General features: G+C 67.0%; 27 protein-coding genes and 3 pseudogenes. 15 read left to right on the top strand and 15 right to left on the bottom strand.

Annotated features, from left to right (window positions below; genetic code table 11):
* Nucleotides 1–176: 176 nt before the first annotated feature.
* Nucleotides 177–1,187 carry a hypothetical protein gene (locus tag QZM15_RS32170; RefSeq protein WP_302107918.1) on the bottom strand — a complete coding sequence of 337 codons (1,011 nt, stop codon included), beginning with the start codon at nt 1,185–1,187 and terminating at the stop codon, nt 177–179.
* Nucleotides 1,188–1,364: 177 nt separating this feature from the next.
* Between QZM15_RS32170 and QZM15_RS32165 the strand changes: the two genes are divergently transcribed.
* Both QZM15_RS32165 and QZM15_RS32160 read left to right on the top strand, forming a co-directional pair.
* Entirely contained in the window at nt 1,365–1,616 is a 252-nt protein-coding gene (locus tag QZM15_RS32165; RefSeq protein ID WP_059638851.1) for a type II toxin-antitoxin system Phd/YefM family antitoxin, read from the top strand.
* Nucleotides 1,616–2,034, top strand: a pseudogene (locus QZM15_RS32160) (type II toxin-antitoxin system VapC family toxin). Before QZM15_RS32165 ends, QZM15_RS32160 begins: the two are co-directional and overlap by 1 nt.
* A 119-nt stretch (nt 2,035–2,153) precedes the next feature.
* Here QZM15_RS32160 and QZM15_RS32155 read toward each other — a convergent pair.
* Nucleotides 2,154–3,191: an aldo/keto reductase gene (locus QZM15_RS32155; protein ID WP_124864040.1), complete on the bottom strand. Its 1,038-nt coding sequence runs from the start codon at nt 3,189–3,191 to the stop codon at nt 2,154–2,156.
* A gap of 127 nt (nt 3,192–3,318) precedes the next feature.
* Between QZM15_RS32155 and QZM15_RS32150 the strand changes: the two genes are divergently transcribed.
* The 5 genes from QZM15_RS32150 (at nt 3,319) to QZM15_RS32130 (ending at nt 7,659) form a co-directional block, all read left to right on the top strand.
* Nucleotides 3,319–4,200, top strand: a complete 882-nt coding sequence (locus QZM15_RS32150) for a LysR family transcriptional regulator (RefSeq protein ID WP_302107917.1) — start codon at nt 3,319–3,321, stop codon at nt 4,198–4,200.
* Between the two features lie 189 nt (nt 4,201–4,389).
* Nucleotides 4,390–4,689, top strand: coding sequence for a helix-turn-helix transcriptional regulator (locus QZM15_RS32145; protein ID WP_059576266.1), 300 nt, complete (start codon nt 4,390–4,392; stop codon nt 4,687–4,689).
* A gap of 20 nt (nt 4,690–4,709) precedes the next feature.
* Nucleotides 4,710–6,062: a pyridoxal-dependent decarboxylase gene (locus tag QZM15_RS32140; protein ID WP_302107916.1), complete on the top strand. Its 1,353-nt coding sequence runs from the start codon at nt 4,710–4,712 to the stop codon at nt 6,060–6,062.
* A 183-nt stretch (nt 6,063–6,245) separates the two neighbouring features.
* Nucleotides 6,246–6,713, top strand: coding sequence for a cupin domain-containing protein (locus QZM15_RS32135; protein ID WP_059576260.1), 468 nt, complete (start codon nt 6,246–6,248; stop codon nt 6,711–6,713).
* A gap of 112 nt (nt 6,714–6,825) precedes the next feature.
* On the top strand, nt 6,826–7,659 hold the full coding sequence (locus tag QZM15_RS32130; protein WP_302107915.1) for an SDR family NAD(P)-dependent oxidoreductase: 834 nt from the start codon (nt 6,826–6,828) through the stop codon (nt 7,657–7,659).
* Nucleotides 7,660–7,713: 54 nt separating this feature from the next.
* On the opposite strand, the gene surE is transcribed toward QZM15_RS32130, so the two are convergent.
* Nucleotides 7,714–8,493: a 5'/3'-nucleotidase SurE gene (surE, locus tag QZM15_RS32125; RefSeq protein WP_059638855.1), complete on the bottom strand. Its 780-nt coding sequence runs from the start codon at nt 8,491–8,493 to the stop codon at nt 7,714–7,716.
* Between the two features lie 526 nt (nt 8,494–9,019).
* On the opposite strand from surE, the gene QZM15_RS32120 reads away from it, so the two are divergent.
* Together QZM15_RS32120 and QZM15_RS32115 are read left to right on the top strand one after the other, a co-directional pair.
* Nucleotides 9,020–9,688: a response regulator gene (locus QZM15_RS32120; RefSeq protein ID WP_059576254.1), complete on the top strand. Its 669-nt coding sequence runs from the start codon at nt 9,020–9,022 to the stop codon at nt 9,686–9,688.
* Nucleotides 9,689–9,861: 173 nt separating this feature from the next.
* A complete protein-coding gene (locus tag QZM15_RS32115) occupies nt 9,862–12,879 on the top strand; it encodes a hybrid sensor histidine kinase/response regulator (RefSeq protein ID WP_302107914.1) in 3,018 nt (1,005 codons plus the stop codon).
* Between the two features lie 266 nt (nt 12,880–13,145).
* Here the strand turns inward: QZM15_RS32115 and QZM15_RS32110 are convergent, their stop codons facing one another.
* Together QZM15_RS32110 and QZM15_RS32105 are read right to left on the bottom strand one after the other, a co-directional pair.
* Nucleotides 13,146–13,454: an AzlD family protein gene (locus QZM15_RS32110; protein WP_059237885.1), complete on the bottom strand. Its 309-nt coding sequence runs from the start codon at nt 13,452–13,454 to the stop codon at nt 13,146–13,148.
* Entirely contained in the window at nt 13,447–14,181 is a 735-nt protein-coding gene (locus QZM15_RS32105; protein WP_059576213.1) for an AzlC family ABC transporter permease, read from the bottom strand. The genes QZM15_RS32110 and QZM15_RS32105 overlap by 8 nt, the downstream gene beginning before the upstream one ends.
* Nucleotides 14,182–14,306: 125 nt before the next feature.
* Here QZM15_RS32105 and QZM15_RS32100 point away from each other — a divergent pair, with 125 nt between their 5' ends.
* Both QZM15_RS32100 and QZM15_RS32095 read left to right on the top strand, forming a co-directional pair.
* Nucleotides 14,307–14,765 (top strand): Lrp/AsnC family transcriptional regulator, encoded by a 459-nt coding sequence (locus QZM15_RS32100; protein WP_006486309.1) that lies wholly within the window; start codon nt 14,307–14,309, stop codon nt 14,763–14,765.
* A gap of 226 nt (nt 14,766–14,991) precedes the next feature.
* Nucleotides 14,992–15,561 carry a hypothetical protein gene (locus QZM15_RS32095; protein ID WP_059576210.1) on the top strand — a complete coding sequence of 190 codons (570 nt, stop codon included), beginning with the start codon at nt 14,992–14,994 and terminating at the stop codon, nt 15,559–15,561.
* Nucleotides 15,562–15,634: 73 nt separating this feature from the next.
* Here QZM15_RS32095 and QZM15_RS32090 read toward each other — a convergent pair whose 3' ends face one another.
* From QZM15_RS32090 to QZM15_RS32060, 7 genes and pseudogenes are all read right to left on the bottom strand, one after another.
* Complete coding sequence (locus QZM15_RS32090) at nt 15,635–15,922, bottom strand: helix-turn-helix domain-containing protein (protein WP_226221730.1); 288 nt, start codon at nt 15,920–15,922, stop codon at nt 15,635–15,637.
* Nucleotides 15,909–16,097: a type II toxin-antitoxin system RelE/ParE family toxin gene (locus tag QZM15_RS34035; RefSeq protein ID WP_367883044.1), complete on the bottom strand. Its 189-nt coding sequence runs from the start codon at nt 16,095–16,097 to the stop codon at nt 15,909–15,911. Before QZM15_RS34035 ends, QZM15_RS32090 begins: the two co-directional genes overlap by 14 nt.
* Before the next feature lie 367 nt (nt 16,098–16,464).
* Complete coding sequence (locus tag QZM15_RS32080; RefSeq protein WP_059576201.1) at nt 16,465–17,097, bottom strand: LysE family translocator; 633 nt, start codon at nt 17,095–17,097, stop codon at nt 16,465–16,467.
* Nucleotides 17,098–17,231: 134 nt separating this feature from the next.
* Nucleotides 17,232–18,101, bottom strand: coding sequence for a PASTA domain-containing protein (locus QZM15_RS32075; protein WP_124659208.1), 870 nt, complete (start codon nt 18,099–18,101; stop codon nt 17,232–17,234).
* Nucleotides 18,102–18,207: 106 nt separating this feature from the next.
* Nucleotides 18,208–18,540 carry a DUF2322 family protein gene (locus tag QZM15_RS32070; RefSeq protein WP_059576195.1) on the bottom strand — a complete coding sequence of 111 codons (333 nt, stop codon included), beginning with the start codon at nt 18,538–18,540 and terminating at the stop codon, nt 18,208–18,210.
* A gap of 53 nt (nt 18,541–18,593) precedes the next feature.
* Nucleotides 18,594–18,824 (bottom strand): annotated as a pseudogene (locus tag QZM15_RS32065) (MFS transporter); the annotation flags it as partial.
* On the bottom strand, nt 18,823–19,527 hold the full coding sequence (locus QZM15_RS32060; RefSeq protein WP_302107913.1) for a flavin reductase family protein: 705 nt from the start codon (nt 19,525–19,527) through the stop codon (nt 18,823–18,825). The gene QZM15_RS32060 and the pseudogene QZM15_RS32065, both read right to left, overlap by 2 nt.
* Before the next feature lie 230 nt (nt 19,528–19,757).
* On the opposite strand from QZM15_RS32060, the gene QZM15_RS32055 reads away from it, so the two are divergent.
* Together QZM15_RS32055 and QZM15_RS32050 are read left to right on the top strand one after the other, a co-directional pair.
* Nucleotides 19,758–20,084: a thioredoxin family protein gene (locus QZM15_RS32055; RefSeq protein ID WP_059638866.1), complete on the top strand. Its 327-nt coding sequence runs from the start codon at nt 19,758–19,760 to the stop codon at nt 20,082–20,084.
* Nucleotides 20,085–20,094: 10 nt separating this feature from the next.
* Entirely contained in the window at nt 20,095–20,514 is a 420-nt protein-coding gene (locus tag QZM15_RS32050; protein ID WP_060314781.1) for a secondary thiamine-phosphate synthase enzyme YjbQ, read from the top strand.
* Between the two features lie 58 nt (nt 20,515–20,572).
* Here QZM15_RS32050 and atsR read toward each other — a convergent pair whose 3' ends face one another.
* From atsR to QZM15_RS32035, 3 genes are read right to left on the bottom strand one after another with little or no spacing between them, the layout of a single operon-like run.
* Nucleotides 20,573–22,393 (bottom strand): hybrid sensor histidine kinase/response regulator AtsR, encoded by a 1,821-nt coding sequence (gene atsR / locus QZM15_RS32045; protein ID WP_302107912.1) that lies wholly within the window; start codon nt 22,391–22,393, stop codon nt 20,573–20,575.
* Nucleotide 22,394: 1 nt separating this feature from the next.
* Nucleotides 22,395–22,898 carry a molybdopterin-dependent oxidoreductase gene (locus QZM15_RS32040; RefSeq protein ID WP_059576176.1) on the bottom strand — a complete coding sequence of 168 codons (504 nt, stop codon included), beginning with the start codon at nt 22,896–22,898 and terminating at the stop codon, nt 22,395–22,397.
* Between the two features lie 48 nt (nt 22,899–22,946).
* On the bottom strand, nt 22,947–23,819 hold the full coding sequence (locus tag QZM15_RS32035; protein ID WP_059576173.1) for a helix-turn-helix domain-containing protein: 873 nt from the start codon (nt 23,817–23,819) through the stop codon (nt 22,947–22,949).
* A 361-nt stretch (nt 23,820–24,180) separates the two neighbouring features.
* Between QZM15_RS32035 and QZM15_RS32030 the strand changes: the two genes are divergently transcribed.
* Complete coding sequence (locus QZM15_RS32030) at nt 24,181–24,768, top strand: tetratricopeptide repeat protein (protein WP_059581221.1); 588 nt, start codon at nt 24,181–24,183, stop codon at nt 24,766–24,768.
* A gap of 121 nt (nt 24,769–24,889) precedes the next feature.
* Nucleotides 24,890–25,118: pseudogene (locus QZM15_RS32025) on the top strand (hypothetical protein); the annotation flags it as partial.

Here is a 25,118-nt window from a genome sequence, read left to right as displayed (position 1 = left end):
CCGGCTGATTCAGGCGGGAATTCCCGTGAGGCGGGTCTTATCGAACGCAGGAGACACGCGCAAGCGAAAGGCGGCGTAAGCGCCGGGCGTCGTTGCGGCTGCAAGCAGCGGCGGCTTTTTGATAGACAGGCAGGCTTGCGGGAAGCGGGAAGCGGGAGGTGCGAAGCGTGATGCCGTCAGCGTCGGGAGCCGTTGCCCGATTCCGCCTCACCGAGCCGATACGCGGTAAAGAACGCGTACCACGGCGACCCTTGCGCGACCGGTATGCCGAGTGCCGTCGTCCGCCGTTTCAGCGCACCGAACACATCGTTGACGAACGTATTCAGCGCTTTGTCGCCGAATGGAACCGGTTGCGTTCGTCCTGCGGCGAACGCGCCGTACGCGATCGCCAGCAGGCGCGCGCGGTCGTCGGTTCCCGCGATCGTCGCGTTGATCGTGTCGACGAAGCGTGGCCGGTCTTCATCGCGCGCGGCGGACAGGCACAGGAACACGATCGCCGATAGTTCACGCCGGTCTTCCACCGTCAGCAGCGCAGGCAGCCGGGCAACGATCCGCTCCGCGGGTTCCTCGCGCAGCGCATCGCCGAAGTCGAGTACGGCGGTCATCGGATTCGTGTCCGCTTTCAGGCGCTCGAGCGCCGGTTGCGACGCCGACGACACACCGTCTTGCGTCGCGGCCGGTGCGGACCGCAACGCGTCGGCCACCTGCCGCGCCCACTCCGGAAAGATCATCCGCACGTTGCCGAACTGCTCGCCGCCTTCGGCGGCCGGATTCCACCGATAGACGATCGTGCCGCCGCGAATGAACGGCGAATACAGGTGCTCGGGCGTTTGCGGCGGCGGCCGCCGGTTGATCGGCAGCCACGCGAGCGTGAGCCAGTCGTAGCGGCCCGTCGCGGGCACGGCGGGGCTCGCGCTCGCGACGACCTGCCACGTGCCGCGGTTCGCATAGCGGCGGCGCGCGTCGGGTACCGGGACGGTGCGGCCTTTCGCGGTGTCGAAATACGTGTTGCCCGTGACGTTCGCGCCGCTGTCAGCGGCCGGCGTGATGGTCGAGATGACCCACGACGCGCCGTCCGCCGAGCGGTAGGCAGACGGCTTCAGCGTCGCCACGTCGTGCACCATGCGCGTTTCCGCCGCGATGGGGCCTGGCGGGGCATTGGCGGGTGCGGCGAAGATACTCGGCATGGGCAGTCCTCGGATTCGGGTGCGCATCGCCGAGCAGGGGATGCGGTGCGGTTGTTTCTCATAACTGTAGGACGTTGCTACAGATATCGCGAGGAATCCCGGCGCACAGGGCCAGGAGTGACACGGATTCACATTTTGTAGCAACATACCTACATATATGGCTTCCAGGAGTCCATCGTGACCATCACCACCCTCTCGAGTCGTGAGCTCAACCAGGACGTGACCAAGGCAAAGAAGGCGACGAAGGATGGCCCCGTGTTCATCACCGACCGCGGCAGGCCGGCCCATGTGCTGCTGAGTTTCGAGGAATACCAGCGTCTCACCCGGCAGCGGCGCAACATTGCCGACTCGCTCGCTATGCCGGGTGTCGAGGACATTGAGTTCGACCCGCCGCGCGCAAACGTCAAAATCAAGGAGGTCGGCTTCTGATGATGTTCGTTCTTGATACCAATGTGGTTTCGGAACTCCGGAAAGTGCGGGCGGGCAAGGCGGACAGGAACGTGGCGGCCTGGTGTTCGACCGTCGATGCGTCGGTGCTGTTTGTCTCGGCCATCACGATCATGGAGCTGGAGACGGGTGTCTTGCAGGCCGAGCGCAGAGACACGGAACAGGGGGCGCTCTCAGGGCATGGCTTGACGGGCACGTGCTGCCCGAGTTCGCTGGGCGCGTGTTACCGGTCGATACCGCCGTCGCCCAACGATGCGCACGGCTCCATGTGCCGGACCGGCGATCCGAGCGGGACGCGCTCATTGCTGCGACGGCGATCGTGCATGGCATGACGGTCGTGACGCGCAACGTTGCCGGTTTTGTTGAAACCGGTGTCGCGATTCTGAATCCGTGGGATTGAGCGAATAGATCAACTTGCTCCCGAGGCGAAATCGGATTCTGCCGCTGGTCGCAGTCGTCTTCGCGGGCATCGAACATCGGCGCGACCGCCGCGTCGCGCCGCCGCGTCAGCGTTGCCCTTTACCCGCGCATCGGCGGATCGAGCCGCGCGAACGCCGCCTGCCGGCGATACGGGAAATGCGGATACGGCGCTTCCACCGCGCTCGCCGCATCGAGCGTCGCCATCTGCGCATCGGTCAGCGCCCAGCCGACCGCGCCGAGGTTCTGCCGCAACTGCTCCTCGTTGCGCGCGCCGACGATCACCGACGACACGGTCGGCCGCTGCAGCAGCCAGTTCAGCGCGATCTGCGGCACCGTCTTGCCGGTTTCCTCCGCGATCGCGTCGAGCGCGTCGACCACGTCGTACAGGCGCGCGTCGTCGACCGGCGGCCCGTAGCTGGCCGTTTCATGCAGGCGGCTGCGTTCGGGCAGCGGCGCGTTGCGCCGGATCTTGCCGGTGAGCCGGCCCCAACCGAGCGGGCTCCACACCAGCGCGCCGAGGCCCTGATCGGCACCGAGCGGCATCAGGTCCCATTCGTAGTCGCGGCCGACGAGCGAGTAGTACACCTGGTTCGCGACGTAGCGCGACCAGCCGTGCCGGTCGGCCGCCGCGAGCGACTTCATGATCTGCCAGCCGGCGAAGTTCGACACGCCGATATAACGGAGCTTGCCCGCGCGCACGAGATCGTCGAGCGTCGACATCACTTCCTCGACCGGCGTGCTCGCATCGAACGCGTGCAGTTGCAGCAGGTCGATGTAGTCGGTGTCGAGGCGGCGCAGCGCGTCGTCGACGGCGCGCACCAGCCGTGCGCGCGACGTGCCCGCGTCGTTCGGGCCGTCGCCGGTCGGCAGGCCCGTCTTGGTCGAGATCAGCGCCTGGTCGCGGCGCCCCTTGAGCGCGGCGCCGAGCACGCGTTCGGACGCGCCGTCGGAATACACGTCGGCCGTGTCGAACAGGTTGACGCCGGCTTCGAGGCAGATGTCGACCAGGCGGCGCGCTTCGTCGACGCCGGTATTGCCCCATGCGCTGAACAGCGGGCCGGTGCCGCCGAAGGTGCCGGCGCCGAAGCTCAGGGCGGGGACCTTGAGGCCGGAGCGGCCGAGCGTACGGTATTCCATGTGCGTTTCCTTTCGTCGTGTGAGCGCGGCGCGGCCGCGCGTCGATCGTCACGCGATCACTGTACCGTTTGCGGCTTTTCCAGATAATCCGGAAGATGACGAAAATATCCTTCGGATGGAGCGAACAATGCTGCTCGACAACCTCGCGCTGTTCCTGCGCATCGTGGAGAAGGGCGGGCTGGCCGCGGCCGGCCGCGAGGTCGGCCTGTCGCCGGCCACGGTGTCCGAACGGCTGACGGCGCTCGAGCGCCACTACGGCGCGGCGCTGCTCACGCGCACGACACGCGCGATCAGCCTGACCGACGAGGGGCGCACGCTGGTGGACGGCGCGCGACGCCTGCTGGCCGAGGCCGACGAACTGGAGAGCCGTGTGCGGCTGGGCATGCAGACGCTGTCGGGGCCCGTGCGGCTCAGCGCGCCGGCCGATCTCGGGCGCGAGCGGGTCGTGCCGGTCGTCGACGCGTTCCTGGCCGAGCATCCGGGCGTGACGGTCGACCTGCATCTCGGCGACGGATATGTCGATCTCGTCGGGTTGGGGCTCGATTTCGCGATCCGCCGCGGCACGCTGGCCGACAGCTCGTTGCGCAGCCGCTCGCTCGGCCGGGCGCGGCGCGTGGTGTGCGCGTCGCCCGCGTATCTCGCCGCACATGGCACGCCACGGCATCCGGACGAACTCGCCGAACACGACTGCATCGTGATGCGCTTCGGCCAGGATCTGTATGCCGAATGGCCGTTCAGCATCGACGGCACATTGAAGCGCGTGGTGGTGCGCGGCCGGCGCGTCGCCAACGACGGCGCGCTCGTACGTGCGTGGTGCGTCGCGGGGCACGGTATCGCGCTGAAGTCGCTGGTCGATATCGAGCGGGATCTGGCGTCGGGCGCGCTCGTCGAGGTGCTCGGCGCGTTCTCGCCGGGCGACGTGGATCTGCAGATCGTCTATCCGGGCGGCGTCGCGCAGCCGCGGCGCGTGCGGGCGTTGATCGACAGGCTCGCGCAGGCGCTGGCGTAGCGGCACGTTGCTTGCACTGCATACGAGCGGGCACCGGTTGCGGCGGCGATATCGCTGCGATTGCATCGACGCCGGTGGCCGATGTCGGCGCGTGGCGAGCCACACCACGCGCCAAAAGCGCGCCCCGGATTCATTGCCCACATTTCGTCATTTAGCTAATATTCAAAACGACAAACGAAGCCGAACCCTATGGACGACGTCACCCGCCTCAGCGCCCTGGCCAACGAAAGCCGTCTGGCCGTGATGCGCTGGCTCAAGCAGCCGCGCAAGCATTTCCCGCCGCAGCCGCACGGCGATGTCGACGCGCTCGGCGTGTGCTGCACGTACATCACCGAGAAACTGGGCATCGCGCCGGCCACGACCACGCGCCACATGCGCATCCTCGCGGATGCCGGGCTCGTGCAGGCGACCCGCGTCGGCAAGTTCACGTACTACAAGCGGATCGACGGCGCGCTGCGGCAGCTCGGCCGCGATCTCTCGCAACTCTGACTCCGACCGAGGCAACCGACATGGACGAACTTGCACTGCTGACCGACGCCGACCGGCGCGCTCACGCGTATCTGGCCGCGACGAACGAACGGCGCGCGTTTCCCGATGCGGCCGCACTCGCCGGCCTTGCGGCGTTCGAGGAGCCGCTGCCCGATACGGGCCGCCCGGCCGACGACGTGCTGCGCCTGCTCGACGAGCGCGGCACGCCCGCGACGGTCGCATCGAATGGCCCGAACTACTTCGGCTTCGTGATCGGCGCGACGCTGCCGGCCGCGGCGGCGGCCGAGCGGCTGATGCTCGCGTGGGACCAGTGCGCGTCGTCGTATGCGAATTCGCCGGTGGCCGCGACGCTCGAGCGCCAGGCCGCGCGCTGGGTCGTCGACGCGCTCGGGTTGCCCGAAGGCAGCGCGGTCGGTTTCGGCACGAGCGCGACGGCCTGCACGCTCGTCGCGCTGGTGGCCGCGCGGCGCGCGCTGCTCGCGCGCAAGGGCTGGGATATCGACGAAGATGGCCTGATCGGCGCGCCCGAGGTGAAAGTCGTGATCTCCGCGCTCGCGCACATCACGGTGAGGAAGGCGCTGCGCGTGCTCGGCTTCGGGATGAAGCGCATCGTCGTCGCGCCGGTCGACACGCACGGCCGGATCGACCCGGCGCAGTTGCCGCCGCTCGACGACATGACGATCTTCTGCGTGCAGGCCGGCGAAGTGAACACCGGCGAATTCGATCCGTTCGCGGCGCTGATTCCGCCCGCGAAGGCGGCCGGCGCGTGGGTCCACGTGGACGGCGCGTTCGGCCTGTGGGCGCGAGCCTCGTCGAAGCGCGCATTGACGGACGGCGTCGACGGCGCGGACAGCTGGACGACCGATGGTCACAAGTGGCTCAACACGCCGTACGACGGCGCGATGGTGATCTGCCGCGACGCGGCCGCGCTCGCCACCGCGATGAACAGCGACGCCGTGTACCTGAGCGGCGCGCAGGATGCGCAGAAGAATCTGAACCTCGAATTCTCGCGGCGTGCGCGCGGCATTCCCGTGTGGGCCGCGCTGCGCTCGCTCGGCCGCGCGGGCGTCGCGACGATGGTCGAGCGGCATTGCGCGCAGGCGGCGCGCGTCGCGGACGGCCTGCGTGCGGCCGGCTACGACGTGATCAATCGCGTCGTGCTGAACCAGGTGCTCGTGCGCGCCGGCACCGACGAGGAAACGGCGGCGATTCTCGAAGCCGCGCAGGCGTCGGGCGACGTGTGGTTCGGCGCGACCGTATGGCAGGGGCGGCCGGCGTTCCGGATCAGCGTGTCGTCGTGGCGCACGGAGGATGCGCACATCGATCGGCTCGTCGCATTGCTGACGAGGTTGCGCGGCGTGCACGCGGGTTGAGCGTCACGCGTCGTCCGGCGTCGTAACGGTTGCGTACGCAACTTTCTGGCGTTCGATGAAGTGCCGCGCGGCATGCGGGGCGCGCGACACATCCGCAGGCGTGAAAATGTCGGACAATAGTCATCGCGCGGGCCGCGCCGGCACCGCGCGTTCAACCGAAGCATTCACGCTTGCGAGATCCCCATGTCGACTTCCTTTCCCCGGGAACTGCTGAAGGCCGCCGATATCGCGAAGATGGAACCGACGCGCGAGGTGCATTCGCTCAATCCCAATGCCGTTCGTCTGAAGCGGCAACTCGGCGACCTGACCGGGCTGACGCAATTCGGCGTTCATCTGCTCACGCTGATGCCCGGTCACGAATCGGCCGAATATCACCGCCATCTGTACGAAGAGGAATTCGTGTACGTGCTGTCCGGCACCGGCACGGTGACGATCGGCGGGCACGCCAGCGAAATCGGGCCCGGCGATTTTTTGGGTTTTCCGCGCGGCGGCGACGCGCATACGGTGCAGAACACCGGCGAGGCGCCGCTGGAGCTGCTCGTTGGCGGGCAGCGGCTCGAACACGACGTGTGCGAATACCCGCGTATCGGCAAGCGGCTGTATATCGCCGGCCAGCTCGAGGAGTATGTCGAGCTGCCGAAGGCGCCGTGACGGCGGATTGAACGTCATCGCCGGAGCGGCCGTTCGGCCAATCAGGATGAATTCGCTTCTCGCGACCCTGTCGCGCTTATGATGCGGGAACGCCACTGAAAGGTTCCACGCCATGGACGCGCCGCTCCCGCCGATGTCTGCCCCGATTTCCGAAACGGCTCCTGAAACCGAAACCGAAACCGAAGCCGCCGGCGAGCCGCGCGCGTCGCGCGTGCACCGGCCGGTCGCGCTCGTGACCGGCTCGACATCGGGGATCGGGGCGGCCGTCGCGCGGCGCCTCGCGGCCGACGGCTACGCGGTGATCCTGCATTCGCGCACCTCGGCCGACGCCGGGCGTGCGATGGCGCACGAACTCGGCGGCGCCTATGTGCAGGCCGATCTCGCCGACGACGCCGAGCGCGTGAGATTGATCCGCGACGCACTCGCCGTGCACGGGCGGCTCGACGTGCTCGTCAACAACGCGGGCGTTAGCCGCGTGATTGCGCACGACGACCTCGTGGCGGCCACGCCCGACGTGTGGCGCGAAATGCACGAGATCAACGTGATCGCGCCGTTCCGGCTCGTCGCCGAAGCGCAGGCCGCGCTGCGCGAGGCGGCGTCGCACGGGCGTGCCGGGTGCGTCGTGAACGTCAGTTCGCATGCAGGCGTGCGGCCGAAGGGCGCGTCGATTCCGTATGCGGCCGCGAAGGCCGCGCTCAATCACACGACGCGGCTGCTCGCGCGCACGCTTGCGCCGGCGATTCGCGTCAATGCGGTCGCGCCGGGGCTCGTCGATACGCCGTTGACCGCCGACTGGACGCAAGCGCAGCAGCTGTGGCGCGAGCGCGCGCCGATGCGTCGCGCGGCGACGCCGGACGACATCGCGCAGACGGTCGCGATGCTCGTCGCGTCCGATTACGTGACGGGCGAGATCGTGATGCTCGATGGCGGGTTGAACCTGACGTGATGCGGCGGGGCGGTGGCGCGCCGGCATCGCGTGCGGCGCCGCCGGCGTTTGCGATCAGCCAAGGTTCGACCGCAGCCGCGCGAGCGCCTGATCGTGCGTGCGTTCGAACTTCAGCGGCGTGACCGCGATATACCCTTCGCCGAGCGCGACCGTTTCCGAATCCGCATCGTCATCGCGCGGCGCACGCGCGAGCTTCAGCCAGTGATAGTCGATCTCGCGCGGATCGCGTCCCGACACGATCTCGACGCCCTGCAGCGTGCCGGCGCCCTGGTTCGTCACTTTCAGGCCGCGCACGTCGTCGGCCGGCCGCGGCGGGAAATTCACGTTGAGGCACGCATCGCTGTCCCAGCCGGCGGCGACGAGCCGGCGAATCACGTCCGGCGCGTGCGCGAGCGCGGTGCCCCACGGCACCGCGTTGCGATCGGTGAACGCCTGGCTCAGCGCGATGGCCGGCACGCCGACCAGCATGCTCGTCATCGCGGCGCCGACCGTGCCGGAAAACACCGTTTCGGTGCCGAGGTTCGCGCCGCGATTCACGCCCGACAGCACGACGTCCGGCCGCGCGCCCTTCATCAGGTGGCTGACCGCGATCGCGACGCAGTCGCCGGGCGTGCCGCGCACCGCGAAGCGGCGCTCGCCCTTGCGATGCACGCGCAGCGGTTCGTGCAGGCTCAGCGAATGCGACGTGCCGCTCTGGTCTTCGGCGGGCGCGACGATCCACACTTCGCGGGCGAGTTGCGTGGCGACCTGTTCGAGTATTTCAAGGCCGGGAGCGTCGAATCCGTCGTCGTTGGTGAGCAGGACGCGGTCGAACAGCGGGCGGGTTTCTTGCATCGGGACGATCCTCGCGGAAGGCAATGAGGGGAAGGGCGGCGTGGCGCAAGCCACAAGGCTGATATGACTCCCGGTGTCGACCGGGGATCGGTTTCTCGAGTCATGTTGCCAGAATTTCAGCGATTCGCCTTCAGGTAATGCCGTTATGCGGTGCCTCACCGACATCCTGGCAATTCGCAACTGCCCGGCGAGCCGAGCTGTCCACAGCGCGCCACGTAGCGTGGCGACCATGCCTCGCGGGCGCGTGGCCGGCTCCGGTATCGTGTAAAAAGCGGCGAGTCGTCGATAACTTCGAAAAATCCGCACGACGGGGACGTGCGGCCATATCCTGTGCACTGCCGGCGCAGTGCGCGTACCGTCCGCTGCTCGGCCGCACGCCGATTTCCGGACGAACCGCAAATTATTCTAAAATTGAGCCGCTATTGCCCGGTATGCCGAGTACGGCCTGCAACACGATGGTGGGAGCATGCTTCCCATCGCGGCGGGGAAGCGGCGCATCACCGAAAGCCTCGGCGGAAACAGGAACATGGAAGAATTTTTTGTGCGCGTGATGGTAGCCGACGATCATCCCGCGTCCGCGCTGGGCATGTCGCAGGCGCTGCAAGGCAACAGCACGATCGGGCTCGTGGGCACCGTTTCGAATTCGACGGACCTGGTTGCAGCGCTCGACGTGCAGCAGAGCGACGTGCTCGTGCTCGACTATGTGATGCCGGGCGGCAAGTACGGCGACGGGCTCGTGCTGCTGTCGTTCCTGCAGCGGCGCTATCCGGCGCTGCGCATCGTGACGATCACGATGATCGACAATCCGAGCGTGCTGCGCGCGATCCACAAGCGGGGCGTGAGCTGCATTCTCAGCAAGTCCGATGCGATCTCGCACCTGATCGGCGCCGTGCATGCCGCGTACGTCGGTGCGAGCTACACGTCGCCATACATCAAGCAACTCCTGCACGACGCCAAACCCGAGCCCACCGCGCGCGCATTGACCACGCGCGAAATCGAGGTGGTGCGATTGTTCGGTGCGGGCTACACGGTGGGCGAGATCGCCACGCAGCTTCATCGGAGCAAGCAGACCGTCAGTTCCCAAAAGTCGAGCGCGATGAAGAAACTCGGTATCGTTCGCGACGCGGATCTGATCCGCTACAACGGCGAGCAGGATCTCGACGGCGCGCCCGACGACGAGGCGTCGCGGACGTGACGCGCCCGCGGGCCGGCTGTGCTCCGACTCCGCTGCGGGCCGGTGCCGCTGAAACGATGCATGTGCGTGTCGGCGGTGCGCGCCGCGCGACAACGCTGTTTTCGGGGCGCCGACGCGTGGAAGTCGGTGAACGATGCGGCATCCGCGGCCGCGTGTGACGAGATCGACAGGACATGCCTGCAAAACTGAAAAGACTTCTTTCGTCCGCCACGCCGACGGGTCGCAAGTCATTCGAACCGGCTCGCGTGAGGCGACAGCAGCAGTTCCTGCTGTATGCAAGCGGCGCCGCGATCTCGGTGTTCATTCTGGTGTGTGCGGCGCTCGTCGTGCTGCTCGATGTGAAGGAATCCCTCGAGCGCGCCCGTGTTGACTTCACCGAGCGCAAGGCGGAGTTCTTTGCCGAGCTGGAGGTGATGAAGGCGCTGCAGAATCGCTATGTCGACAACATGGAGCAGCGTTGGGCGCACGGCCCCGTCATTCCGCCGGGCTCGCCCGGGCTGTTCGACGGCAAGCGCGGTAAACAAACCCTGGTCGGGCGGATCGGGCCGGTGGCGGTCGCGGCCTTCGTCGATGTCCCGTCAGCCGATCCGGCGAATACGCGCCTGCCCTATCTCGAAAACTTTCTCGGGCAGGTCGAGACGACCGGCGTGCTGCCGCCGAAACCGGCGATTTCGGTATTCGCGTCCTATCTGATCGATTCGAACGGCGATTATCTTGTCGCGATGGGGTATCCGGTGGTCAAGCGAGCGCTCTCGTGGCCGGCCGGTTTCGACGTGCGGGCACTCATTCGGCAACTGCGGCCGCTGAACGACGGCGCGTCCGCCCCGGCGGCTTCCGCGCCGAACGCGATCACGCTTGACCGTCGATTCGACCCGGTGCTCGGGCGCGCCGTGTTGCGGCTGGTGCAACCGGTGCGCGGCGCGAACGGCAAGCCGGTCGCCTGGTTCATCACCAACAGCCGGCCGCAGATGGACGAGATCGTGCGTCCGTCGAGCATCGGCGCGGACTACGCGCTCGTCGACGTCGGCGGCAATCTGCTGGTCGGCCGTCAACCCGATGATGTGACAGCCGCCCTTGCGCTCGCCGACGCGCGCCGCACGCAAACGGTCGTTCGTCGTGTCGGCACGCACTTCGTCATCGGCAGCCAGATACGGGAATCGGATGCGGTGCTGATGGCGACGCTCTCGTGGCGCAGCGTTCTGTACGACATTGCCGCCGCCCTCGGCGTGACGCTCGGGGCCGCCGTGTTCGCCATTGGGCTGCTGTGGGGCGCCATCGTGTCTTTCGACCGGCGCGCGCTGCGTCCGGCGAATCGCCGTGCAATTCGCCTGATCGAAAGCGAGGCGCTCAACCGTACGCTGATCCGGACCGCGCCGGCCGGGCTCGTGCTGTTGTCCTTTGCCGATGGCGAAGCGATCATGCGCAACGAAGCGATGATCGCGTACGAGCGGGAGGTGACGGGCGAGCCGCTCGGCACACTGCTGTGGCGCGCGTACCGGGACGGCGCCCCGGCCGGCAACGCGCGCAAGCGCGTGACGCGAGAGCTGGCCGTCGAGCGCGCGGGGGCCGGCATCGTCTATTTCGACGCGCACATCGCGCGCACCAAGTACCGCGGCATCGACGTGCTGCTGTGCACGCTGCTCGACATCACGGTGCGCAAGCAGGCGGAGGAAAAGCTGCGCGAGGCCCGCGAAGCCGCCGAACTCGCGAACAAGGCGAAGTCGACGTTCCTCGCGACGATGAGCCACGAGATCCGCACGCCGCTCAACGCGATCATCGGCAACCTGGAGTTGATGGCGCACGCGCAGATGGCGCCGCCGCTGCGGCGCCGGCTCGGCACGATCGTGTCGTCGTCCGATGCGCTGCTGCGCGTGATCAACGACGTGCTGGACCTGTCGAAGGCGGAATCGAATCAGATGACGCTGGAAGTCATGCCGTTCGACCCCCGCCGTCTGCTGCTCGACATCGCGGCGTTTTTCCGTCCGCTCGCCGATGCAAAGGGACTGGCGCTCGAGTGCGCCGTGTCGGCGGAGTTGGCTGATGGTTATGTCGGCGACCCGACCCGCCTGCGGCAACTCGTGTCGAACCTCGTCAGCAACGCGATCAAGTTCACCGAACGCGGCAGCGTGACGCTCTCGGCAGGGCCGGCGCGCATCGGCGCCGACAGGCGCGGCCTCGAAATACGCGTCGCGGACACCGGCATCGGCATACCGGCCGACCGCATGCCGGCTTTGTTCGACGTCTACATCCAGGCCGATGCATCGACCTATCGCCGCTTTGGCGGCACCGGCCTCGGGCTGCCGCTATGCCGCCATATCGCCACGCTGATGCACGGCGAACTGACCGTCGACAGCCGCGTCGACGAAGGCACGACGTTCACCGCGACACTGCCGCTGCCGGCCGCCCCGGCCGGATGGCGTGCGGATACGTTCGAGCAGGACGTGGCGGCCGACGCCAGGCCGGAACCGGATGACCAACCCCGCGCGCCGTTGCGGGTGCTGGTTGCCGAGGACCATCCCGCGAGCCGCGCGTTGCTGCGCGACCAGCTCGATGCGCTGGGGTACGACGCGATAATCGTCAGCAACGGCGTGGAGGCGATGCGGGCGTTCTTCGAGCATCCGTTCGATGTCGTGTTGACCGATCTGGGCATGCCGGAGCTCGACGGCTACGCGCTGACGAATTTCCTGCGGGAACAGGGGGCAACGGTGCCCGTGATCGCGATGACCGCGCATGCGACGGAGGAAGACTACCGACGCTGCGCACGGGTGGGTGCCGCGGAAGTCGTACTCAAGCCGCTGTCGATGTCGGCGCTCGATGCCGCGCTGAGGCGGCATGCGGCTTCCGGCTCGCCCGCCGTGGAGCATGGTGATCACGGCAAGCAGCCGGCGATGACCGACGAGATCCGGCTGAAACTGTGCGAGGCGACGCTGCGCTCGCTCGCGGCAATCGACGCGGCGCTGGCGAGCGGCGATATCGGCACGCTGAAGACCGAATTGCACTCGCTGCGAGGCGGTTTCGCGCTAGCCGGCGACACGCGGACACGGGACGCATGCGCCCGCGCGGAACGTATCGCGATGGATGAAGGCGTGGAAGGGCTCGAGCCGGCGTGGCCGGCCTGCCGCGCGGCGATCGCGGCCGCGCTGGAGCAGTTGTCCAGCGCCGAAACGCGAGCGCCGCGCGCGTCGATCTGACCGATAACGGCGCATGGCCGGCGTAGAGGTCGACACTATATTCGCCGGGCAGCGCGACGTTGCGACCACGCCGAGCAATACGTCGACGACGCTATCGTTGACGCCGCAGTCGCGGGGCGCAAGCCACAAGACTGATATGACTCCCGGCGCGGGGATCGTCGTGTCGCGCCGGTAGCGCCGGCCGGCGCACACGTGAAAACGGGCGCATCGTGCGCCCGTTCGTCGTGTCGTGGAATGTGCCGGCCGGCGCGGCCGGCCGGCCCCACTCAGCCGAGCAGGTAGCGCAGCAGGCCGGCCGACACGACGCCGACGATGACGGTCGGCAGGATCGACAGGCGCGTCGCCGCGAGCAGCGTGATCGCGAGCGCGAGCAGGTCGGCGGGGCGCGTCGACACGAAGGCCGGCGCGATCACCGAAATCAGCACGCAGCCGGGCACGTTCTCCATCACCGAAGCCATCCGCGGGCTCAGCGTGCGGTTGCGCAGCAGCACGTAGCCGAGAATGCGCGACAGGTACGTGGTCGACGCCATCAGCACGATCGTCGCGACGGTGCTGAAATCCGGAAGCTCAGGCATCGCGCGGCTCCCACAGCAGCGCGGCGATCAGCCCCGCGCAGGCGCCGGCCGCGACATACCACGCACCGGGCAGCGCGAGATGGGTGGCCGCCGCGACGACGAGGCTCACGAACCACGGGCGGCTCGCGCGCACGCCTTTCCACATCCCGCGCAGCAGCACCAGAAACACGGCCGTGAACGCCATGTCGAAGCCGTACTGTTCGACGTTGCCGATCGTCGGGCCGACCGCCGCGCCGAGCGTCGTCATCGAGATCCACGTCAGATAGAGCCCCATGCAGATGCCCGCGTAATAGGGCACGCTGATGTGCGTGGCCGAGCGCTCGCGCGCGTCGGCGAGCGACATCGCCCAGCTCTCGTCGCACATGAAGAACAGCGCGACGAACGCGCGGCGGCGCGGCAGGCGCCGGATATAAGGTTCGAACGCGGCGCCCATCAGGATGTGGCGCGAATTCACGAGAAACGACATCGCGACGATCAGCGCGATATGCGGCGGCGACGTCCACAGATGGATCGCCGCGAATTCGGAGCCGCCGCCGAAGTTCAGGCCCGTCATCATCGGCACCTCGAACAGGCTCAGCCCTTTCTGTGCGGCCTGCGCGCCCAGCACCAGCGCGAACGGCACGAAACCCAGCATGACGGGCAGCGCCGCGCGCAAACCGCGACCCATCTCGGCGACATGGGCGGGCCTGTCGCGAAGCCCGGACGACGTTGAAACGCTACTGCTCATTACTCCTCCTTCGGGGGAGGGATTGTCTGCTTTTTTGACTCGAATCGGGTTGCGTTGTCGCCAGATTTTTCTCAGAATTTGGCATTGAACGCGTGATACGCGAATTTTTTGGAATCGGGTGCCAAATGAAGCTTGACGCTATCGACCGCCGGATCCTGAGCGCGCTGCAGCGCGACGGCCGCATGCAGAACGTGGAACTCGCGCACGAGGTTGGGCTGTCGCCGTCGCCGTGCCTGCGGCGTGTGCGGCTCCTCGAGGAAGCCGGCGTGATCGAGAAATACGTGGCCGTGCTGAATCCCGCGAAGGTCGGCAAGGGGCTGACGATCTTCACGCGCGTATGGCTGAAGGGGCAGGACGCGGAATCGGTGAACCGTTTCGCCGAAGCCGTCCAGCAGATGCCGGAAGTCGTCGAATGCCACCTGATGGCCGGCGACTGCGATTTCCTGTTGCGCGTCGTCGCAGCCGACATCGACGATTACCGGCGCTTCCAGATGGAATACCTGACGCGCATTCCCGGCGTGCTGAGCGTGAAGACCGACATTCCGATGCAGAAGGTCAAGCTCACGTCGGCGCTGCCGACCTAGCGCGGAGTGGGCGCGTGGCGGCGCATCGATGCGCGGTCATCGCGCGGTGACAATCGCTCGATAAACTGATGGGGTGGGTCGCGTCGCACAGGATGGCCTGTGCGATTGCGCACTGTTCGATGTGCAAGCAACTAACGGTCAATGCCGATGCAGTCGGCCCAGCGGCGCGGCGTGGCGTGCCGGGTCGTGCGTCGGTGCGGATGCGTTTTTTCCTGTCGAGTCCTGCATGCAGCCATTCAATACGCCGTGGAATTCACTGGAAATCGTCAAGCTCGTGCTCGGCGTGCTGACGCCGTTGTCGGTCGCGTGCCTCGGCTGGCTCGTCGCGCGCCGGCTGAAGCGGCTCGAACTCGTACAGTGGACCAACCAGCGGCTGATCGAGAAGCGGCTGGCGCTGTACGACACGGTCGCGCCGCAGCTCAATGCGCTGCTGTGCTTCTACACGTGGATCGGCTACTGGAAGGACATCTCGCCGGACGACGTGATCCGCGCGAAGCGCGACCTCGACCGCACATTCCACATCTACCGTTACCTGTTCGACGACGACGTGTACGACGCATATCACACGTTCATCCATGCGCTGTTCGAGATGCATACGGGGCCGGGCCGCGACGCGCGGATCCGCTCGCTGATCCAGGCGCCCGACGGCGACCGCAGCGTGCACGGTTCGTATGAATGGAAGCCGGCGTGGTCGGAGCGTTTCGCGACCGCGAACGTCGTGCCGAAGGACGACGTGCTGAAGCATTACACGCAGTTGATGGAGCGGCTGCGCGTGGCGCTGGGCGCGACGCGCTGACGGCTTCGGCGCTCGCGCGCCATGCCGGTATTGAAATCCGTCATGGAAGCCGACCGTTTCGAGCGTGCGTGATTCACGCGAACGAGATCACGAGCCTCTTGCCGCAAGCCGCCGCATACTTGCGCAGCGTATCGACGGACGGGGAATGCTGCCCCGTTGCGAGTGCACGCTCGAGTCGCGTAATGGCGGGCGCTTTCGTGCCCATCCGTTCCGCCACATCGGCTTGCGACAAGCCAGCCTCTCGCCGCGCAGCCAGCATCGCGTCGAGCAGCGCGAATTCCTCGCGATTCAATCGTTCGTATTCCGTGCGCACCGCGGGGTCGGCCAATGCCCGCTCACGTAGTTCCTTATACGTTGCCATCTCGAACCTCCTTCAATCGACGACGCGCGATTTCCAGTTCCTTCAGAGGTGCCCTTGGCGTCTTCTTCACGAAACAGTGCAGCATGACGATACGCCACTCGACGATCGCGCAGTAAAACACTCGGGCAATACCTTCCGCGCCCTTCAATCGCATTTCGTACAGGCCGTTTCCCATCGGTCGGGAGTGAGGCTCCCCGAGATTCGGACCGTACCGTTCCATGCGGTCAGCGAGTGCAAAGGTACCGGGCAAGCAGCGTTGTCGGCAACGACGCGACTCCCGCCGCTACACGGTCGTTGAAGAACTGGATCTCGTAACCATGGGTCGATAAAGTAACAAATATGTTATGTGACGGCAAGAACGGTGACCGGCCGCAGAGGCGGGCACAGGCGGTCGGTCACACGTGAGGGAGCTCGCGACCGTATTTCTTGGGTCGGAGATATCGATGACGATGCACGGAACCGAGCGCGCTCGGGAATTCGGGCCCGGCAAGCAGCGCGACTCGGTGTCAGCGGGGAGTGAGTACTACGGATTCGCGATGGGGTTAGTTCCGCCCCGCCACCGCGAGCCGCGCCGCCAGCCCCACGAACACGGACCCGAGCAGATACTGCGGCACCTTCGACGGCCGGCGGCGTGCGCCGATCCGCTGGCTCAGCCGGCTCGCGGAGAGAATCACCGCGCCGTTCACGACGATCCCGATCAGGTTGAGCACTGTCGCGAGCACGAGAATCTGCACGGCGATCGAGCCATGTTCGGGCCGCACGAACTGCGGGAACAGCGCGAGCACGAACAGCGCCATCTTCGGGTTCAGCAGGTTCGTCGTCAGCCCTTGGCGGAAGATCGTCGCGGTCGAGTGGCGACGTTGCGACGCGACGGGCGACAGCGCGGTCGCATCCGAACGGAAGGTTTTCCACGCGAGATACAGCAGATACGCGGCGCCAGCGAAGCGCACGACGTCGTACGCGAGCGGCACTGCAACGAAGAGCTGCGACAAGCCGAGCGCCGCAGCGAGCGCATGGCAGTAGGTGCCGGCCTGAATGCCCGCGAGCGTCGCGAAGCCTGCGCGCCGGCCCTGGCTTACGCTGCGGGACGCGATCAGCAACATGTCCGGGCCGGGCGTGGCGGTGAGCGCGAGACACGCGCCGGAGAACAGCGCGAGCGTGGAGAGATCGATCATGGCGGTCCCTTTTGCCGGTGCGGCGTTAAAGGGAAGTCAGTTTAGGAGGGCGCCCGAGGCCGGTCAATCGAGCGAACGGACGATGGCACGATGGCCAGACGGCACGCATCGCGCGTGTGCCGCCTGCACGCCACTCACTGTTTGCGGCAAGCAACCTGATAGTCGATCACGGTGTTCTCGGAAGGCTTGTCCGGCGCGCCACCCACCGTGGTTACGCCGAGCACGCCGGCCGCGTTCCGGTAGCGCAGCGCGCAATACCCGACGCCGGTGCCCGAGCACGCTTCGGCTTCGACGATGCCGTGCTTCGCGAGCGTTGCCGCGCCATCCGCCGCATCCGGCTTTTCGCGCGGACGCAGCGGCTGCCAGCCATGCGCGATCAGCATCTTGCGTGCCGCGTCGAGTGGCTTGCCATACACGTTCGGCACGACCGCGCGGCCGTTGCAGTGCGTACTTTCGGCGGCGACGCGGGTCAGCCGCAGGCCGCCGCTTTCCGCGTGCAACTCGCCGACGGGCGCGCCGGGGCCGTCGCCGCCCCAGACGAGCAGCGCGCCGTTTTCCAGACGATCGACCGAGCCGAGCTGCCAGCCGGCCTTGCGCGCGGTGTAGCCGAGCGCGACGAGCGTCGTGCCGTCGAAGACGCCGATATTGCCGTTGCGTGCGAAGCAGATCGCGCTCGTGCCGGCGTTGAATCCGCTTGCGAAGGTCACGACCGTATAGCGCCCGAGCGGTGCCTCGGACGTCACGATCCAGTCGCGCTGCGCGACTTCGCGGCCGGCGGCCGTGGTCGTTTTCGCGCGATATTGCGTGCAGAACGGATCGAGCGCACCGCTTTCAGGCGAGTGCGGCAGCGTGCCGAGCGGCACGAGCGACGCGCCGGCGATATCGGAGCCCGTGCGCGGCGGCTCGGCCGATGCCGCGCCGCCGAACGTGGCGCCGGCTAATACCGCGATCGAAACGATCGAAGCAAGATTGCGGGCGAGCGGTGAGGCAACGGAAAGGAACACGCGGGCTGTCTCCGGAGAAAGTGTGACGGGCGCGGCAATCGCGTTTTTCCGCCCGTCCATCACGGTTGCGCGCACCGCCAGGCGGCACGCGCGTGTCGCCAACGACTCAGCCCTTCGCGACCACGTCGATGCGCAGCGCATCGCCGCCCGCGACGATCGCCAGCAGGCGATCGACGTTCGGATGCGCGCCCGGACGATTGCGCGCGTCGGCCGTATGCTCGGCGAACACCGCGAGGCCGTGCTCGGCCGCTTTCGCGTCGAGCGTGCCGAACGCCTGCTTCAGATAGTGGTACACCGCGAGCGAGCCCTGCTTGCCGGGCTGATTCTCGATGGTCGCGACCACGTCGCCGTTCGCGCCGACGAGATCGATGCGCGCGATGCCGTCGATGGCCGGCAGTTGCGCGAGGTTGTCCTTGAATACTGCGGTCGGTTGAATCACTGAAAACACTCCGTCGGTTCGGTCATGGGCCCAGATGCGTGGCCGGCCGTATCTTATCCGATCGGCGCCGGCGCGCCGGCCCGCGCGCCGGTGCCGGCCGTGCGCCACGCGAGCGCCGCGCCCGCGAGCTGTAGTGTGCCGCCCGTCAGCATCGCGACTCGCAGCCCGGTCGCACCACCTGCGCACGCGTCGTACAGCGCGCCCGGCATCGCCCCGCCGAATACCGCGCCGGTCATCCGCGTCACGTTCATCAGCGATGCCGCCGTGCCGGCGCGTGCGGCGTCATGACCGCACGGAACCGGTCAGTACGCCCGCCTCGCGCGAGCGCTCGATATCGGGGCTGCGATACGCATGCTCGGGAATCTCGGCGAGCCGCGACGCATGCACCTGCCGGGGCGCCAGCCCGTAGAACTTCTGGAAGCTCATGATCAGCGGCGACCACTTGTCGGGATCGATGCGGTCCGGATGATCGTCCATCAGCAGGTCGGGATGCACGTGCACACGCTGGATGCGCACCTCGAACACACGAATGCGGTCGCGCAGGTCGGGCATGTCGTCGCCGATCCCGTGCGTGGCCGCGACGATCGCTTCCAGATGCACCGGGCATTCGAGCGCGCGTGGCGGCGCGACGGTCTGCGACGCGGTCTCGGTGAGCCCGGCCGTGCCGAACTTGTCGGGTTCGAATACGTAGCCTTTCGCGCGCTTGCCGTCGGGGACCGGATACGTGCCCGTCGTGCGCGCGATCCGGTCCACGGCGTCCGCCTGCGCCGACGACGGCAGGTTCAGCACGCATTCGCCGGTGCGCAGCAGGTTGCGCGTGGTCTGCGAACTGGCGGCGATGCCGAGCACGCCGCGCCAGCCGAGCCAGAACGCGGACGAGATCGGCGCGAGATTGGCCGTGCCGTTTTCGTTGAGCGTGCTGACCAGCACGACGGGCGTGCCGAAGTAGAGGATGTTCGGTTCGGTGACGCAATGCGGCGCGTTCATGGTCGAGTCCTTCGGTGACGGGTCAGTCCGCATGCTGATCCTGTCGCGGCGGCGCGGCGCTCCGATTCTTGTCGTGTCATTCCGAAAGGCGCGCAAAGGGGCACGGGTACCGCGCCGGGCCGAGCCGGCAGCGGCCGGGCTTTTCCGCTACAGTAGGAAATCGAAGGCCGCGCGCGCCTGCCTCACACCGGCGCGCGCGGTCACGTTTCGCCAACGTACACGAGGGCCCGATGGACACCGAGCAACGCTACACCGCCAACGCGCCGACCCGCGCGGAAGTCGACGCACTGGGCGGCGCAACCGTCATCGAATTCGGCGCGAACTGGTGCGGGATCTGCGCAGGCGCGCAGCCCGCGATCACGGCGTCGTTCTCCGCGCATCCTGCCGTGCGGCACCTGAAGATCGAGGACGGCCCCGGCCGTCCGCTCGGCCGTTCGTTCGGCGTGAAGCTGTGGCCGACGCTGGTATTCCTGCGCGACGGGGTCGAAGTCGCGCGCGTCGTGCGCCCCACCGACGCGAAGCAGATCGAGGCCGACGGCTTCGCCGCGCTGGCCTGAGGTCACGGCGATGCAACAGGCCATCACGCACATCGGCGTCGATACGCGCGGCAGCGGCCTCGTCGAAGTCACGCCGCAGGTACGCGCGTTCGTCGATCAGCAGGCGATCCGCACCGGCCTGCTCACCGTGTTCTGCCGCCATACGTCGGCGTCGCTGCTGATCCAGGAGAACGCGGATCCGTCGGTGCAGCGCGATATCGAACGCTATTTCGCGACGCTCGCGCCCGAGGACGACACGCGTTACGAGCACGATACCGAAGGCGCCGACGACATGCCCGCGCATCTGCGCACGGCGCTCACGCAGGTGCAGTTGTCGATTCCGGTCGAGCATGGGCGCATGGTGCTCGGCACGTGGCAGGGGATCTATGTGTTCGAGCATCGCCGCGCGGCGCACCGGCGCGACATCGTGCTGCATCTGATCGGCGAGTAGGCGAGTAGGCGAGTGGCCGGGCAAGCGCGAAGCGCGCGATGCCGCGCCGGCGTGCGGCTCAGGCGAGCAGCTTCTCGACGAGCGCGCCGAGTTCGCGCAGGTGGACGGGCTTCGGCAGGAACGCGTCGAACACCCGCTTGTTCTCGCGCAACGCGGCCGATTCATACGCGCTGACGCCGAGGATCGCCGGATGCCGGCCGTCGCCGTCGGGTTGCGCCACCGCGCGAATGCGCCGCGCCACGTCGAATCCGCTCAGGTCCGGCAGTTCGAGATCGAGCACGACGAGGTCGTAGCGCTCCGAACCGAAGCGCGCGACGCCCTCCTGTCCGGTGCCGCACAGGTCGGCCTCGATGCCGAGCGCGGACAGCATCGCGCCGAGCGTTTCGCGCGCGTTGTCGTTGTCGTCGACCACCAGCGCGCGCCGGTCGCGTTGCGGGAGCACGGGCGGTAGCGCGGGCGTGTCCCCTGCTGCGTTGCCGGCCGATTCGACGCCGGGTGCTTCGACCGGCAGCGTGACGACGAACTCGCTGCCTTCGCCGACCACGCTGCGCACGTCCACATGCCCGCGCAGCGTCGTCACGATTTCGCGCACGACCGCGAGCCCCATGCCGATCCCGTCCACGTGCAGCCCGACCGCGTCGTTCGCGCGATAGAACGGCTCGAAGATCTTCGGCAGATGCTGCTTCGCGATGCCGGCGCCGGTGTCGCGCACGGCGATCCGAACCTGCTCGCCGGCCGGCGCGTCCGCGAGCGTGATCGCCACCGTGATCGAGCCGCCGACCGTGTACTTGACCGAGTTCTCGATCAGGTTCGACAGCACCTGCCGCAGCAGCTTGCGATCGGAGCGGATCGCGAGGCCGGGCGGCTCGACGAGCTGCGTGACCGCGATCCGCTTGGCCGCGATCTTCCCGCGCAGCGGTTCGAGCACTTCGGCGAGCAGCGGCGCGATGCCGACGGTATCCAGTTCGGCGACGCGTTTCGTCGAGCGCAGCTTGATGTAGTCGGTGAGGTCCTTGACGAGCGCTTCCAGCGACAGTGCGGAATTCTGCAGCCGCCGGATCGTCTTCAGGTTCGCGTCGGACTGCGGGCGTGCCAGCAGGATCTCGATCGATCCGCAGATCGCCTGCAGCGGCGTGCGCAGTTCGTGGCTGACCATCCCGAGGAACGCGTTCTTCGCCTCGATCATCTCGAACGCGCGGTCGGACGCCTTGCGTTCCGCATCGAGCGCCGCGTTTTGCCGCGCCAGCAAGTCGTCGCGCGTACGCATCGTATAGAACAGCAGCAGGAACAGCGCGCACAGGATCACGCCGAGCACGATGCCGAGGATCAGGATCGCGCGCTGCTTTTCCTTCAATTGATGGAACGTGAAGTCGCGCTGCGCCATTTCGATCGCGCGGAAGTAGTTCGCGAGGCCGTTGACCTTCGGCCAGTACGCATTGACTTCGTCGATCACCTGATGCGCCTGCTTCGGCGCGTCGCGCAGCAGCGGCACCTCGCGCTTCAGGCGCGTCATGAATTCGCCGAGCGCGTCGATCTCGTTGCGCGCGCGCGGGATGCGCAGCCAGTATCGTGACACTTCCGACGGCCGCTGCAGGAACCCGAACGACACCGACAGGCTGTCGAGCTGCATCTGCACGTGATCGAAATCGTCGTCCTCGCGCGTCGCGTAGAGAATCAGCTGCCGGTCGAAGCGCGTATAGACGTTGCGGTATTGCGCGGCGGTCCAGAACACGCCTTCGCGCGGCCCCTCGAGCACGCCCTCGTTGACCGAGGTGGCGAGGAGATCCCACAGCAGGAACGCCCATGCGGTGAACCCCGCGATCCACAGCGAGCCGAGGATCAGGATGATCTTTCTGTTTCTCCAGCGCCGCCGCGTCATGTCACTTCACGGTCAGGCCGATGATCTGCCACGCGAATTTGGCTTCGCCGAGCGGCGTCTTCAACTCGTCGGGATACTGATCGCGCGGATACATGATCCACAGCGGGCCGTAGTTGTCGTTGCCGAGCACCTTGCCGTTCATCGTCCGCGCGAGGATCACGCCGTACTTGTCGGCATCGGAAACGGGAATCGTGAACGTGTATTCGTCGATGCAGTGGAATTCGATCTGCGTACCCTGTGCGCCGACCGTCTTCAGCACGTCGGACAGGCGCGGGCCGGTGAAGGTCGCCTTCGGCGTCCAGCTCGTCGACGTGACGATCGTATGCTGCGGCAGCGCCATCAGCGCCGGCTCGGAAAAGACGTAGGCCGTTTTCCCCTGCTGATTGCTCTTGCTGATCTTGCCGTCGACGGTGAACGTGAACGACGACGCGGCCCACGCCGCGGCGGCCATTCCGAGCAGGCAGGCCGCGAGCACGGTCTTGATCCAGATGGTTGAAACGCGCATGTCTTTCCCTCGGTCTGGTGGTTCGTGTGGTGGTGTGTCGCTCCGGCTTCAGTTCGCGGCGGCCGCGCCCGGCAGCGTGAGCTTCAGTTCGCGCGCGACTTCCGCGAACAGGATCGGCAGGCGCACCGGCTTTTCCTCGCAGCGCGCGTTGTAGTGCGACACGATGTGCGCGATCTCGTCCTCGCTCGCTTCGCCGGTCGAGATCTTGCCGGTCAGCAGGAAGATCGGCGCGCCGCTGTTCTCGCTCGAGCGGATGCCGCGCACGAGCTCGGCGGCCGTCTGGTCGCCGAGCATCCAGTCGAGGATGTAGCCGTCGAAATCCTCGACTTCCAGCGCCTTGCGGAAGCTCGCGCCGTCGAAGTACGGGATCGCGTTCACGCCTTTCTCGATGAAATATTCACAGACCGTTTCGGCGACGTCGTGCGAATCGTCGACCACGGCGATCCGCGCGGCATACACGTTCGGCTGCGCCGAGCGCAGCTCGATCACGTCGACCGGATACGTGCGCCCCTCGCGCGCGTGCGCACGCTCGGTGACGATCCATTCGCCCTGCCACTGCAGCGCGACGAAATCCGTTTCGATCTGGCTGGTGGCCTTCGTCGAGATCGCGGCGCGGCAGCGCAAGCGCTTCGATTCGATCACGAACGTCGCGTCGATCATCTCGGGCGCGGCCGGCTGCATGCCCTTGTCGTCGAGCAGGATCGCGGGCGGCACGCCGAAGTGCGTCGCGATGTCCTGCAACTGCGACAGGTTCCACGGGATCAGGCCTTTCATCTTGCGCGTGACGACCGAGAAGCTCAGGCCGAGCACGTTCGCGATCGTCGTGTTGTGACTTCGTGGCGGAATGCCGTTCCGGTTCAGGAGATCGCGCACCTTGTTGGCGGTGATGAGATCGACGTTGGCCTGCTCGGTGGTGGACATCTCGAGGGGGTCTCCAAGGGTTTTGGCGAGGAAGAGCATATCAAAGCTGACGCACCACGCAAACTTTAAACGCGCGATGGAACTTGACATGCCATTTTTCTCCATTATTATTGCTCACCACGTCACTATTGTTTGTCGCGTCATGTTTGGAGGTCGATGCCGGCCATGGGCGGGCGGCGAAAAGCGGCGGCAATAAACAGTGACGGAACGATTCGAAGAGAGAACCTGAGAGAGCCTTGGGATGCGTGTCGGCGTTGGCGGATGGAATTGTATCCGGTGCGCCGCACGCAACCGGGTACGAGCTCACGGGGTGGATAGCTCGAAGCATTGCGGTGCCAATAAGAACCTGAGGATAGTACCCATGTATCGCCGTTTACTCGCACCGGGGCTGCTGTTGCTGTTGGCCGCCTGCGCGCAGGATCCGTCCATCACCAGCAGCACGGTACGGATCTGCGACGACACGGGGTGTTCCGATCGCCCTAAAGATCAGGTCTCCTATCAAAAAAGGGACGATGCGGACGACCGCGAAGATCCGCGCATCGCCGCGCTCAAGCAAACCGCGAAGACCCAGCCGAAGGCCGCCTACGACCTCGGCCTGCGCTACTTCCGCGGCGACGGCGTGCGCCAGGACAGCTACCAGGCGCTCAAGTGGATGCGCGAGGCCGCCGAACGCGGCGACCTGAACGCGCAGAAGGCGCTCGGCAGTTTCTACCTGTTCGGCCTCGAGGAAATGGGCGCCGATGCGCGCGAAGCGGAGAAGTGGCTGTCGATCGCGGCCGGCCGCGGCGACAAGGAATCGAAAAAGCTGCTCGATCTCGCGCGCAAGGCGAAGAAGGAAGACGAAGAAGACTGGAAATGGCGCACGCAGTGGCGTGACGTCTATTACGGCTACTGGTACTCGGGCTATCCGTACTACGGCGTCTGGCAGCAGACGTACTGGTACTACTGACCGGGCCTGAAGCAACGGGGGCAGCCGCGGGGAGACCACCATCGCGCGCCACGCCGGGGGGCTTATCGAAGTTCGCACGGACCCATAAGCCGAACAACGACTCTAATCGATCGACAACGACATGAAGACCAACCTTTCCCAACGTCTGATTCAAGGTGCGCTGGTTGCAGCGCTTGGCGCGTCCGTCGCGGGGTGCGGCGGCATGGTGACGCCCGGCGGGCAAAACGCCGGGGTGACGGGCGCGGCGGCCGGCGGCGCGAGCGCCGGCGCCGATTCGCAGTTGCAGCGCTGCGCGTCGCCGCTGGGCACGATCGCGGTCGACGACGGCCGCAACGCCGACTGGTGGGGCC

The sequence above is a fragment of the Burkholderia sp. AU44665 genome (assembly GCF_030504405.1).
GTDB lineage: Bacteria > Pseudomonadota > Gammaproteobacteria > Burkholderiales > Burkholderiaceae > Burkholderia > Burkholderia semiarida.
The sequence above is the reverse complement of the archived record's forward strand: the minus strand, read 5'-3'. Positions and strand labels throughout refer to the sequence as shown.